This window comes from Plantibacter sp. MDV22-iso1 (assembly GCF_058408345.1).
The window spans coordinates 391,376-404,201 of sequence record NZ_JBZVDY010000003.1; the positions used below are offsets into that span (position 1 = coordinate 391,376).

The window sequence follows — 12,826 nt, forward strand, 5'->3', positions numbered from 1 at the left end:
GGAAGAAGTCCACCCGGAACACCTCGGTCCCTGAGCCCGTGGACGGGCGCTGCCCTCGTCGGAGCGGTTCAGTCCTCGTCGGACACGCCGACCGCACCCACGTCGGCACGGGACCCGTCGCGCGGGATCTCGAGCCAGACGTCGAGTTCCTCGTCGTCGTCGTCCGGACCCGCAGCGACGCCCGGTTCACGGTGCACCGCGCGCAGGCCGACCACGGTCACCGCGACGCGTTCGTCGTCCGGGACGCTCCGCACGATGAGGCGGGTGGCTTGCGAGGCGGCGAGCGCTTCGGCGATCTGCTCGTGGATCGCGTCGAGGACGCCGGCGTCCAGCTCCTCGAGGCCACCTTCGTCCAGCATGTTCACGATCGCGCCGCGCCGCCGGGCCGCGAGCACCTCGGACCGGACCGGGTCGCTCAGGAGGTGGCGGCCACGGATCTCGTCGCGGAGACTGGCCTCGAGCGTCCGGCACTCCGTGCGATCGGCCACGGAGAGCCTGCCGCCGTTGGCGATGATCGTGCGCAGCATCGGGGTCGCCAGTCGGCCCGTCTGGCTGAGGCGTCGTCTCCGCTCGTGCACGTGCGCGTACTGCGCCGCCTGCCAGTCCGAGGTCGCATGCTCCGCCTGCGTCAGGCGCTCGGCGTCATGCTGCGCCCCGGCGATCGATCGGGTGAGCACACTCGCGAGGACGACCCAGATGAGGCTGCCCGTGACACCCATCCCGAGCGCCAGTCCCGGACCCGCCCAGAGGAGCGACTGGACCGTGAGGAAGACGATCCCGATGTAGGCGACCGCCTCCCGCTGCCGGACCACGGTGATCGTCATCAGTGTCCCGATCGACGCGACGTGCCAGGTGGCGTACCCGTTGTTCCGCGTGGGGTCGAGCTGGCTGGTCACGAGCAACGGGACGACGATCGCGGTCGCGAGGTTGATGCTCGCGAGCCACGACGGCATGCGCGTCGTGCCCATCGGCCAGAGACTCAGGACGCTCGCGACGGCGTAGACGAGCATCGCGATGAGGACCGGGACGACGTCGCGGGGTGTCTCGAGCGTCAGCGCCGCGCGGAGCAGGTGGTACGCCGAGAACAGGGCGGCGAGGATGACGAGGGCGTACCGCGGTGCCGGGGTCACGAGTCGTGCTCCGGTGACCACTCGATGCGGATCACGGCACCCTCACCCGGACGGGAGATCACCGTCGAGCGACCGCCGACCGCGGCGACCCGCTCGACGATCGAGACCTTCAGCCCGAGCCGCTCCTCGGCGACCTGCTCGGGGCAGAACCCGACGCCGTCGTCGCCGACGATGACGCAGACGCCGCCGGAGACCGTGCCCTCGATGGACAGGCTCCGCGCCACTCCCGAACCCGCGTGCTCGACGCTGTTGACCATCGCCTGCACCGTCGCCCAGTAGACCGCGTTCGCGACCGTGACGGGCAGGACCCGGCCGGACGCCCCCTCGACCGTGACGGAGAACGGTTCACCGAGCATCGACGCGGCCGCACGCAGCCGTTCGATGAGTTCGGCGAGACCGGTGACCTCGTCCTCGTTCGTCATCGGCGCTCCGACACCCTCGAGCTGTTCGATCGCGACCCGCGCCATCATGACGGCGAGCGCCTCCGACTTCGGGGTCAGCGCCCGATCCGCGGCGAGCAGGGAGGCGAGGACGCTGTCGTGGACGATCGAATCGACCTCGACGCGCTCCACTTCCGTGGCGTGCTGCTTGACGGCCGCGTCGTAGGTGGCGAGGGCGGCCGCCCTTGCGATGTCGACCCGACCGGCCAGCACACGGAACAGCCCGACGAGGACGACGATGAGCCCTCCGATGATCGTCGCGTACGACGCGTCGAGCGCACCGATCTCGAAGGACGCCGGCGCGAAGTCGGCGTCGATGACGCGGTTGACGCCGTACATGACCGAGGTCACGACGAGGTACACGATGGCCCCCCGCAACTGCAGCGGGATGCAGGCGAACGCGACGGCGATCGTGCAGAGGTACCAGATCCACGGTTCCTGGTTGATGTCCGCCGACGCCTGCGCGTTCACCGCCGGCCAGATGAGGAGGGCCACGAAGAACACGGCGGCGAAGACGCCGGAGGCGATGCGGTGGTGCCACAGGAAGAGGCAGCAGATGATGGCGCCGAACATCGTCCCGAAGACGAGCGAGACGTAGACGACGCCGAACCAGCCGGTGATCTGGACGCCCTGTCCGAGCGTGGTGAACGCGGTCTGCAGTCCGAAGACGAGTCCGATGATCGCGACCGACCGGCCGAGGAGGCGTTCGAAGTTCGCGGTGTTCAGCATCCGGCGCTGAACCTGGACATCTCTCGTGGTCGCGGGGATCGCGGGATGCCTGGTCGGTGCCCGGAAGCTAGGAGACATCCGTCCCGCCTTGATCGAGGCCGGGGAGGATCCCGTCCTCGACCGCTCGGCGGAGCAGGTCGACCTTCGTCGGTGCCGGGCGACCCACCTCGACGTACTTCACCCGGATGCGGTCGATGTGCTCTCGGGCCGTGGAGTAGGCGATGCCGAGCTGCATGGCGACGGTCTTCAGCGGCAGGCCGGACGCGTAGAGGTGCAGGACGTCTCGCTCGCGACGACCCAGCTGCGCCCGCGCGAAATCGCTGTCGGCGTCGATCGCACTCGCCCACTCGATGTTGTTCAGGGCCTCGCCACGGGCCACCGTGCCGATGGCGGCGATGACCGTGTCCGTCGGTGAGGACTTGGGGATGACCCCGGACGCTCCGGCGGCCAGCGCCTCGCGCACCAGTGCGACCCGATCGGCGATCGAGTGGATGAGGACGTGTGCCCCCACAGCCTGCACCGCGTGGATGTTCGAGGTCGGCGTGCTGCCGTCGGAGAGCGAGAGGTCGAGCACGACCACGTCGGGCACGACGCCGTTCAACGCGGCGATGCACTCGACGGCGGTCGGGGCACTCGCCACGACCTGATACCCGGCGTGCGCACACACCGCTTCGATCCCGAGCCGCACGGACTCGTGATCATCAATGATTGCGACGGTCACCACGGCACCATCGTAGCGAGTGACGGACCCGCCGGGCGCGACGGCCGGATCGCGAGTCGCCTCCGTCGGCTCGGGCCCGCTCAAGCCGTCCGTGAGAAGCCCGCGACGGCCTCGAGGTGGTGCGTGTTGGGGAAGAGGTCGTAGGCCGCGAGGTGGTCGAGCTCGTAGCCCTGCTCCGCCAGGAGGGCGACGTCGCGGGACAGCGCGATGGGGTCGCAGGCGACGTAGACGATCGACGCGGGCCGCAGCTCGCCGAGCATGGCGACGATCTCCGCGCCGGCGCCCGAGCGGGGCGGGTCGAGCACGACGGTCGCGGTGGCGTACCGGGACCGCTCGATCCGACTGCCCGTCGCGATCTCCGACCGCAGGAAGGCGTCGACCTTCGCGGTGACGGCCTGTGCGCCCACCCACTCGGACAGGTTCTCGCCCGCGTACTCGGTGGCCCGTTCGTCACTCTCCACGGTCGTGATGCGGGTGGTCGCGCCGAAGCGGTCCCCCACGCCCGCGGCCAGGAGGCCGACGCCGCCGTAGAGGTCGAGGTTCGCGGCGCGCGGGTCGAAGCGCGCGTCGTCGATGGCCGCCGACACGGCCTGCTGGAGGGTCGTCGCAGCCTGACGGTGTACCTGCCAGAACCCGTTCGCGTCGACGATGAACTCGCGCTCGCCGACGAGCTCGCGGATCGGGTCTGCCGCCGGACGGACCGGCTTCGGTCCCCCGCGTCGACCGCGCCCGCCACCGCGTCGGCGGTCGCCGCCTCCGACCTCGTCCGTACGAGTCAGGACGCGGACCGCCCCGGTCGAGGAGGCGACGATGTCGATGGACGTGGTGCCGTCCGGCAATTCCTCGAGCTTGGCCGCTCCAGCGACCGCTTCGATCGCGAGCGGCAGGTCGTCGACCGGGACGACGTGGTGGGACCGCGAGGCGTAGGGACCGATGTTGCCGTGCTGGTCGACATGCAGGGAGACCCGCGTCCGCCACCGGGTGCCGTCGGGCGTCTCGCCCTCGACCGCGGCGACCGTGAAATCGGGAGCGACTCCGGCGAACCGCTCGAGCCCCTCAGCGAGGACCTGGTGCTTCAACGCACGCTGGTGGGCGAGCTCGATGTGTCCGAACTCCGCTCCTCCCGCCCGCTCGCTCGGCTCGCGGTCGACGGAGGCCTCGGCCCAGACGTGCGGACGGCGGTGCTCGGACGGCGTGAGGACCTCCAGGGTCTCAGCCCGCCAGAAGCGCTTCTCGTTCTCGTCGACGATGCGTGCCCGCACGCGCTCGCCGGGGAGCGTGTCGGGGACGAAGACCACCCGGCCCTCGTGCCGGGCGACGAAGACACCCCCGTGGGCTACGTTGGTGATGTCCAGTTCCACGGTGCGTGCAGTCGTCGTGCTCATGCGTCGAGCATGTCACACGGGCGGCTGCCGGGAGTCCACCGTCCACTGCAGAAGGAACCGTCATGCGCCTCACGCTCGCCTCCACGTCACCGGCCAGACTCGCCCTGCTGCGGTCGAGTGGCATCGAGCCGATCGTCGTCCCGTCGTCGGTCGACGAGGAACGGGCCGTCGACGACGCGACCCTCGCCGCAGGTGCACCGCTCGCCCCCGACGAGGTGGTGGCACTCCTCGCCCGTGCGAAGGCGGAAGCCGCTCTGGCCGTCGTGCGCGAACGCGGCGAGGCGGTCGACCTCATCCTCGGCGGCGACTCGGTCTTCGTCCTCGACGGCGTCGTCCACGGCAAGCCCCACACACCCGAGCGCGCCCGCGAACGCTGGCACGCCCAGCGCGGGAGGACGGGGACCCTATACTCCGGCCACTGGCTCATCGACTGCACCGGCGCCTCGCCGGTCGGGATCGGCGCGGTCGCAAGCGCCGAGGTGTCCTTCGCCGACGACCTCGACGACGCCGAGATTGACGCCTACGTCGCATCGGGGGAACCCCTCGCGGTGGCGGGTGCCTTCACGATCGACAGTCTGGGCGCCGCCTTCATCACCCGCATCGAGGGTGATCCGTCGACCGTCGTCGGCCTCTCGCTCCCGACCCTGCGGCGTCTCGTCCGCACGCTGGGACACGACTGGCACGAGCTGCGCAACCGGCGCGGCGCCCTCTGACGACCGGTCCTTGTAGAGGCGACACGTCGTTCCTGCGGCTTTTTTGTGCGTGTGAGCCAAAGGCTCACCCGGGCCTCCCGGTAGGCTCGTGGACTGTGCCACGTATAACCAAGGTCCTCATCGCCAACCGTGGCGAGATCGCCGTCCGCGTCATCCGAGCCGCGAAGGACAGCGGGATCGCCTCCGTCGCCGTCTACGCCGACCAGGATCGCGACGCCATGCACGCCCGTCTCGCCGACGAGGCCTACGCCCTCGACGGGACGACGAGCGCGGAGACGTACCTCGTCATCGACAAGCTCCTGTCCATCGCCCGACGGTCCGGCGCCGACGCCGTCCACCCGGGCTACGGCTTCCTCGCCGAGAACGCGGACTTCGCGCGTGCCGTCATGGCCGCAGGGCTGATCTGGATCGGCCCGTCGCCCGAGGCCATCGAACGGCTCGGCGACAAGGTCTCCGCCCGCCACGTGGCCGAGAAGGTGGGCGCTCCGCTGGCCCCCGGCACGCTCAACCCCGTATCGGGTGCCGAGGAGGTGCTCGACTTCGTCGACGTCCACGGCCTGCCCGTCGCCATCAAGGCGGCGTTCGGCGGCGGCGGTCGCGGCCTGAAGGTCGCCCGTGAGCGCGAGGAGGTCGCCGAGCTCTTCGAGTCGGCCACCCGCGAGGCCATCGCAGCGTTCGGCCGGGGCGAGTGCTTCGTCGAGAAGTACCTCGACCAGCCACGCCATGTCGAGACGCAGTGCCTCGCCGATGCGCACGGCAACGTGGTCGTCGTCTCCACCCGCGACTGCTCGCTGCAGCGTCGCCACCAGAAACTCGTCGAGGAGGCACCGGCACCCTTCCTCTCGGACGACCAGGTGGCGGAGCTCTACCGCGCGTCGAAGGCGATCCTCAAGGAGGTCGGCTACCTCGGTGCCGGCACCTGCGAGTTCCTCATCGGCAAGGACGGCACCGTCTCCTTCCTCGAGGTCAACACCCGCCTGCAGGTCGAGCACCCGGTCTCCGAGGAGGTCACCGGCATCGACCTCGTCCGCGAGCAGTTCCGTCTCGCCGAAGGCGGCGTCCTCGACTACGACGACCCGCAGCCGAGCGGCCACTCCTTCGAGTTCCGCATCAACGGCGAGGACCCGGGACGCGGCTTCCTCCCGCAGCCGGGCCCGATCCACGTGTTCAAGACCTTCGGCGGCCCCGGTGTCCGGCTCGACTCCGGTGTCACGGCCGGCGACACGATCTCAGGCGCGTTCGACTCGCTCCTCGGCAAGATCATCGTCACGGGACGTACCCGCGAGGAGGCGCTCGAACGGAGCCGTCGCGCACTCGACGAGTTCGAGGTAGCCGGCCTCCCCACCGTCATCCCCTTCCACCGGAAGATCGTCCGCGACCCCGCGTTCACGGCGGAGGACGGCACCTTCGGCGTCTACACCCGATGGATCGAGACGGAGTTCGTCAACGACATCGAGCCCTGGGACGGATCCATCGATGCGCAGCAGGCACCCGCTGCCCGCTCGACGGTGGTCGTCGAAGTCGGCGGCAAGCGTCTCGAGGTCAGCCTTCCGGGCGGACAGCTGGGACTGAACGTCGGTGCGCCGGTCGCCGCTCCCGCTCCGCACCGCCGCGGTGGTGCAGCAGTGGTCTCGGGTGCGACGGGTGATTCCGTCTCGGCGCCCATGCAGGCAACCATCGTGAAGCTCGCGGTCGCCGAGGGCGATGTCGTCGTGAAGGGCGACCTCGTCGTCGTCCTCGAGGCGATGAAGATGGAACAGCCCATCACAGCGCACAAGGACGGCACGGTCGGCGCGATCGACGCGACGGTCGGTGCCACGGTCTCCTCGGGTCACCAGCTCCTCACCATCAGCTGACCCGGACGGCGCCTTCGGGCGTCGTATCGGACCCGGCGACGATACGCTGAGCAGGTGTCAGCAGCCGACCTCCTCGAAGATGCGTTGGATCGTGTGGCGGACTTCGACGCCGCCGGTGCGATCGCACTGCTCGAGGCGGATCCCGGCGCTGCGTCCGATCCCCGCGTCCTCGCCCTCCTGTCCTACGCCCGGTTCACCACCGCCGACTTCGCGGGGTGTCGCCGGGACGCGGTGGACGCGCTCGCCGCCTCGACGGACTCCGACCGGACGACCCGCCTGCTCGTGCTCGGAGCCGCCGGGCTGGCCCTCGGGTCGGACCGCTCGTCCGGCTCGGAGCTGGAGGGGTGCTTCGCGGAGGCGGACGCCCTCGTCGACGACGGCGGGGACCTCGAACCGACCCTCGCCTGGCTCGTCGGGTACCTGCTCGTCGAGGGTGCCGTCGTCAACGTCCTGATCCACGCCGCCCGGCGCTTCGCCGACGCGTTCGCCGACGACATCGCCGCCACCCCGGGGCGCTTGTACCGGACACTCGTCGACGGGGTCCTCGCCCGCCTCCTGCTCAACGAGGGACGCGTCGCCGAGGCCGAGGCCGCCGCGCTCGCGATGTTCGAGCGGGCCGGGAGCGGACCGACCGCGCTGTACGCGGAGGCCGTGCAGTGCCTCGTCGCCGGGAACCGTGCCGAGCAGGGGGCGACCAGGACGCTCGCGCGCCGCGTCCGTCAGGCCATCCCCGAGCCCACGGGCGCCTTCCAGACGACGTGCTATCTCCTCGTCGGCTACGGTCTCGCAGCCCTCGCGGACGACCACGGCGCCGCGGCCCTCGCCCGCAGCGCTTCGGGGAACGACTTCAGCGGCCTGTCCGTCCAGGACCGGGCCCTCGCGATCGAACTGCTGGTCTCGAGCGCGTTCCTCGACCGCGACATCGTCGAATCGGAACGCCTCATCGGCTTCATCGCCGCCGACGTCGACCGCAGGGTCCCCGGGCCGGCCATCCTCCGGATGCAGTGCAAGCTCGAACTCCTCCGTGGGCGCCCCGCCGAGGCGCTGGCGCTCGCGCGCACGGCGACCACCCGCGCGTTGGCGGACGGCCGCATGCTGGAAGCCGGGATCGGCGAGATCCTCGCGACGCGCGCCCTGATCGCCATGTCCGACCGGACGCAGGCCGTCCGCGAGTTGGCCGCGCTCGCCGAGCAGGCGGTCCGCGGCGGACACACCGCCGCGACCCGCTCCGCCGCCCGGGAGCTGAAGGCGATCGGTCGACGTCTCGCGCCGGTCGCGGGATCCGGTTGGGACGGACTGTCGCCGCGCGAACGCGAGGTCGCCCTGCTCTCCGCGGAGGGCAACTCGACGGCGGAGATCGCGTCCGTCCTCCAGCTCTCCTCGCGCACGGTCGACGCGCACGTCACCCGGGTGCTCGCCGCGTTCGGGATCGTGTCCCGCCGCCAGCTCCCCTCACGCCTCCCGGCCACACTGCCGTTGACCGCCGTCCCCGTCCCGACCACGCCGCTGACGCCCCGACAGCGCGACCTCACCGAACTCGTCGCGGACGGCCTGTCCAACGACGAGATCGCGACGGCCCTCGGCATCTCCCGCAAGACCGTCGAGAAGCATCTCAGCGCCGTCTTCCACGCCTGGGGCGTGCGCTCGCGGGTCGCCGTCGCACGCATCGTGCTCGCGAACCGCGATCGGTGACGTCCGGCTCATCGGCGACGGTTCGACGAGGACGACGTCTATTCGACGATGTGCATGGCGCGCGCCGCGTCGGTGATCGACCCGGTGAGTGACGGGTAGACCGTGAAGGCGCGCGCGACCTGATCGACGTTCAACCGCTGCTCGACGGCGAGGGCGAGCGGGAAGATCAGCTCGCTGGCCTTCGGCGCGACGATGACCCCGCCGATGACCGTGCCGCTGCCGGTCCGCGCGAACAGCTTGACGAAGCCGTCCTTGATGCCCATCATCTTCGCGCGCGGGTTCTGGGCGAGGGGCAGTTTGTAGATCTCGCCCTGGGCGATGCCGTCCTCGATCTGCTTCTGGGTCCAGCCGACGGTCGCGATCTCGGGCTGCGTGAAGATGTTCGCGGCGACGTTGCGGATCTCGGTCGGGTTCACCGCGTCGCCCATCGCATGCAACATCGAGGTGCGACCCTGCATCGACGCGACGGACGCGAGCGGCAGGAAGGTCGTGCAGTCGCCGGCGGCGTAGATGTTGGGGACGCTCGTGCGGGCGACCCGGTTGACGCGGATGTGTCCGGAATCGGTCAGCTGCACGCCGGCCTCCTCGAGGCCGATCCCGGCGGTGTTGGGGACCGAACCGACCGCCATGAGGCAGTGCGAGCCCTCGACCGTGCGGCCGTCGGAGAGCGTGGCGACGACGCCGTGCTCGGTGCGGGTGACGGAATCGGCCCGTGACTTCGAGAGGACCGTCATGCCGTTGCGCTTGAAGACGTTCTCGATGACCGCCGCCGCGTCGGCGTCCTCACCGGGCAGCACCTGGTCGCGGCTCGAGATGAGCGTGACCTTGGAGCCGAGCGCCGTGTAGGCGGAGGCGAACTCGGCGCCGGTGACGCCCGAGCCGACGACGATGAGGTGCTCGGGGACGGAGGTGAGGTTGTAGAGCTGCGTCCAGGTGAGGATGCGCTCGCCGTCCGGCAGGGCGGAGGGCAGCTGGCGCGGGCTCGCGCCGACGGAGACGACGACGGTGTCGGCCTCGATCCGGTCGAAGTCGGTGCCGGCGGACAGGTCGGTCGAGACGATGACCTCGTTCGGTCCGTCGAGCCGGCCTTGACCGTTGACGATGCGGACCCCGGCGCGGATGAGGCTCGCGCGCATGTCCTCGGACTGCTGACGGGCCAGCCCGAGCAGTCGCTTGTTGACGGCGGCGAGATTCACCGCGACCTCGGGCCGGCTGGGCTTGCCGGTGGTCTCCGAGCGGACGAAGAACTGCACACCGAGGTCGGCCGCCTCACCGATGGCTCCGACCGCGTCGGCCGTGGCGATGAGGCTCTTGGACGGGACGACGTCGGTGATGACGGCCGCTCCGCCGACGCCCGAACGCTCCACGAGCGTGACGTCGGCCCCGAGCTGCGCCCCGGCGAGGGCAGCCTCGTACCCGCCGGGTCCGCCTCCGATGATCGCCACTCGCTGCTTGCGTTCGAACTCGTAGGCCATGCCTCCATTCTCGCGCGCCACCAGGGGCGGGACCAAACCCGTTCGGGCCTGCGGCGGCCGGGATCGTGCGCGGATGAGCGGGGTCGCCACGGTTGGGCGGCGGCCCCACCCCTGTCTAGAGTGAGAGGATGTCCGAAACCTCTGCGAATCCACTCGATCTGTCCGATGTCGATCCCTTCGAGATCGCCCGCGAAGCCGCCGGCCAGATCGCCGAGAAGACCGGCGTGGAACGCCACGACATCGCGCTCACGCTCGGCAGTGGCTGGGGCAAGGCGGCCGACCTGATCGGTGAGACGACGGCGACGATCCCGGCCTCGGAGATCGTCGGGTTCTCGAAGCCGGCGCTCGAAGGCCACGTCGGCACCCTGCGCTCGGTCCTGCTCCCGAGTGGGAAGCGTGCGCTCGTCATCGGCGCCCGGACGCACTACTACGAGAACCACGGTGTCCGCCGCGTCGTGCACAGCGTGCGGACGGCCGCTGCGGCCGGCGCGGGCATCATGGTGCTGACGAACGGCGCCGGCGGCATCAAGGATCACTGGACGCCCGGCACGCCGGTGCTGATCAGCGACCACATCAACCTCACGGCCGACTCGCCGCTCGAGGGCGCGACGTTCATCGACCTCACCGACCTCTACGCCAAGCGGCTGCGGGACATCGCGCACAGCGTCGCTCCCGACCTCGACGAAGGCGTCTACACGCAGTTCCGCGGACCGCACTACGAGACCCCGGCCGAGGTCCAGATGGCGAAGGCGATCGGCGGCCACATCGTCGGTATGTCCACCGCGCTCGAGGCGATCGCCGCACGTCAGGCCGGCATGGAGGTCCTCGGGATGTCGCTCATCACGAACCTCGCCGCCGGCATCCAGCAGACGCCGCTCAGCCACGCCGAGGTCATCGAAGCCGGTCAGGCGGCCGAGCCGGTGATCAGCAAGCTCCTCGCGCAGATCGTCGCGGCCCTGTGAGCGAGGCGACGAGCCTGCTCGCGACCGCCGAGGCCTGGCTCGCCCAGGATCCCGACGACGAGACCCGGGCCGAGCTGGCAGGTCTCGTCGAACGTGCCCGCGCGTCCGACGACGTGGCCGTCGCAGAGCTGCACGACCGCTTCGACACCCGTCTGCAGTTCGGCACGGCCGGCCTCCGCGGACGCATCGAGGCCGGTTCCAACCGGATGAACCGGGTCCTCGTGTCGCAGGCCGCGGCCGGACTCGCCGCCTACCTGCTCGAGCAGGCACCGGAAGGCGTGACGCCGAGCGTCGTCATCGGCTACGACGGCCGGAAGAACTCCGCCGTGTTCGCCGGCGACACCGCCGAGCTGATGGCCGGTGCCGGTGTCCGCGCCATCCTGCTGCCACGGCTCCTGCCGACGCCCGTCCTCGCGTTCGCCGTGCGGTTCTTCGACGCCTCGGCCGGCGTCATGGTGACCGCGAGTCATAATCCGCCCGCCGACAACGGCTACAAGGTGTACCTGGGCGGCGAGCACCACGGGTCCCAGATCGTCTCGCCCGCCGACGCGGCCATCGCCGCCCACATCGGGCGCATCGCCGAGACGGCGCTCGTCCAGGACCTCCCGCGCAGCGACGGGTTCGAGATCGCGGGCGAGGACGTCGTCGACGCCTATGTCGCCGAGACCGCGGCCGTCGCTCCCGCCCCGGCGGGCGGCCAGCTGCGCGTCGTCTACACGGCCATGCACGGCGTGGGTTGGGAGACGACCCGACGCGTCCTCGAGACCGCCGGGTACCCGGCACCGGATCTCGTCACCGAGCAGATCGATCCCGATCCCACCTTCCGGACCGTCAGCTTCCCGAACCCGGAGGAGCCGGGCGCGCTCGACCTGTCCTTCGCGACGGCGCGAGCGGTCGGTGCCGACCTCATCATCGCCAACGACCCCGACGCCGACCGCCTGGCGATCGCGATCCCCGACGACGCGGCCCCCTCGGGGTTCCGTCGGCTCACCGGCAACGAGGTCGGTCTCCTCCTCGGCTGGCGGGCCGCCCAGGCCGCCAGTGCCGCACTCGACGGCGATGCGGCTCCCGAGGGCACGCTCGCGTGCTCGATCGTCTCCTCCCCCGCCCTACGCCTCGTCGCCGAGGCGCACGGCCTCGAGTTCCGCGAGACGCTCACCGGGTTCAAGTGGATCTCCCGGACGCCGGGCATGCTCTTCGGCTTCGAGGAGGCCCTCGGCTACCTCGTGAACCCCGGGACCGTGCGCGACAAGGACGGCATCTCGGCCGCCGTCGCGTTCCTCGGTCTCGCGACGGCGTCGGCGCAGGCGGGCGAGAGCGTCGCGGGGCTCCTCGACCGGTTCGCGGACACCTTCGGTTCCTTCGGCAGCGACCAGATCTCCATCCGCTACACCGAACTCAGCCGCATCGGCGAGGTCATGGCCGGGCTGCGGGCGCTCCCGCCGACGGAGCTCGCGGGAGCTCGGGTGACCCGGATCGACGACCTCGCCGACGGGTTCGAGGCGCTCCCGCCGAGCGACGTCCTGCGCGTCTGGCTCGACGACGGCACCAGGGTCATGATCCGGCCGAGCGGCACGGAGCCGAAGCTCAAGGTGTACGTCGACGTCCAGTCCGCCGACGGCGACGCCGCCGAGCGGGCGGCCACGGTCACCGCACGGCTCGCCGCTCTGCGGACGGACCTCACGGCGCTCGTCTCCTAGCCCCTCGACGGGCTCGGCGCCCG

10 protein-coding genes are annotated in these 12,826 nt (G+C 70.9%); 5 read left to right on the forward strand and 5 right to left on the reverse strand.

The genetic code is table 11. From position 1 onward, the window contains the following. Positions 1–68: 68 nt before the first annotated feature. The 4 genes from AC4PMY_RS16620 to AC4PMY_RS16635 all read right to left on the reverse strand — a co-directional run bounded on the left by AC4PMY_RS16620 (position 69) and on the right by AC4PMY_RS16635 (position 4,405). Positions 69–1,130 (reverse strand): DUF8320 family protein, encoded by a 1,062-nt coding sequence (locus AC4PMY_RS16620; protein WP_064294848.1) that lies wholly within the window; start codon positions 1,128–1,130, stop codon positions 69–71. After that, the gene (locus tag AC4PMY_RS16625; RefSeq protein ID WP_079002866.1) at positions 1,127–2,299 is read right to left on the reverse strand and encodes a sensor histidine kinase; all 1,173 of its coding nucleotides are present in this window, start codon (positions 2,297–2,299) and stop codon (positions 1,127–1,129) included. Before AC4PMY_RS16625 ends, AC4PMY_RS16620 begins: the two co-directional genes overlap by 4 nt. 67 nt (positions 2,300–2,366) lie before the next feature. Next, positions 2,367–3,023 carry a response regulator transcription factor gene (locus AC4PMY_RS16630; protein ID WP_064294846.1) on the reverse strand — a complete coding sequence of 219 codons (657 nt, stop codon included), beginning with the start codon at positions 3,021–3,023 and terminating at the stop codon, positions 2,367–2,369. Positions 3,024–3,100: 77 nt separating this feature from the next. Continuing rightward, entirely contained in the window at positions 3,101–4,405 is a 1,305-nt protein-coding gene (locus AC4PMY_RS16635; protein ID WP_491623229.1) for a class I SAM-dependent RNA methyltransferase, read from the reverse strand. Between the two features lie 62 nt (positions 4,406–4,467). Here AC4PMY_RS16635 and AC4PMY_RS16640 point away from each other — a divergent pair, with 62 nt between their 5' ends. From AC4PMY_RS16640 to AC4PMY_RS16650, 3 genes are all read left to right on the forward strand, one after another. Next, complete coding sequence (locus AC4PMY_RS16640) at positions 4,468–5,118, forward strand: Maf family protein (RefSeq protein ID WP_491623230.1); 651 nt, start codon at positions 4,468–4,470, stop codon at positions 5,116–5,118. 95 nt (positions 5,119–5,213) lie between these two features. Next, the gene (locus AC4PMY_RS16645; protein ID WP_064294843.1) at positions 5,214–6,974 is read left to right on the forward strand and encodes an ATP-binding protein; all 1,761 of its coding nucleotides are present in this window, start codon (positions 5,214–5,216) and stop codon (positions 6,972–6,974) included. A gap of 54 nt (positions 6,975–7,028) precedes the next feature. Beyond that, entirely contained in the window at positions 7,029–8,666 is a 1,638-nt protein-coding gene (locus AC4PMY_RS16650; protein ID WP_491623231.1) for a helix-turn-helix transcriptional regulator, read from the forward strand. Positions 8,667–8,704: 38 nt separating this feature from the next. Here the strand turns inward: AC4PMY_RS16650 and AC4PMY_RS16655 are convergent, their stop codons facing one another. Beyond that, positions 8,705–10,141, reverse strand: coding sequence for an NAD(P)H-quinone dehydrogenase (locus AC4PMY_RS16655; protein WP_064294841.1), 1,437 nt, complete (start codon positions 10,139–10,141; stop codon positions 8,705–8,707). A gap of 128 nt (positions 10,142–10,269) precedes the next feature. Here AC4PMY_RS16655 and AC4PMY_RS16660 point away from each other — a divergent pair, with 128 nt between their 5' ends. After that, complete coding sequence (locus AC4PMY_RS16660) at positions 10,270–11,103, forward strand: purine-nucleoside phosphorylase (RefSeq protein WP_064294840.1); 834 nt, start codon at positions 10,270–10,272, stop codon at positions 11,101–11,103. After that, entirely contained in the window at positions 11,100–12,803 is a 1,704-nt protein-coding gene (locus AC4PMY_RS16665) for a phospho-sugar mutase (RefSeq protein WP_491623232.1), read from the forward strand. Before AC4PMY_RS16660 ends, AC4PMY_RS16665 begins: the two co-directional genes overlap by 4 nt. Positions 12,804–12,826 lie beyond the last annotated feature (23 nt).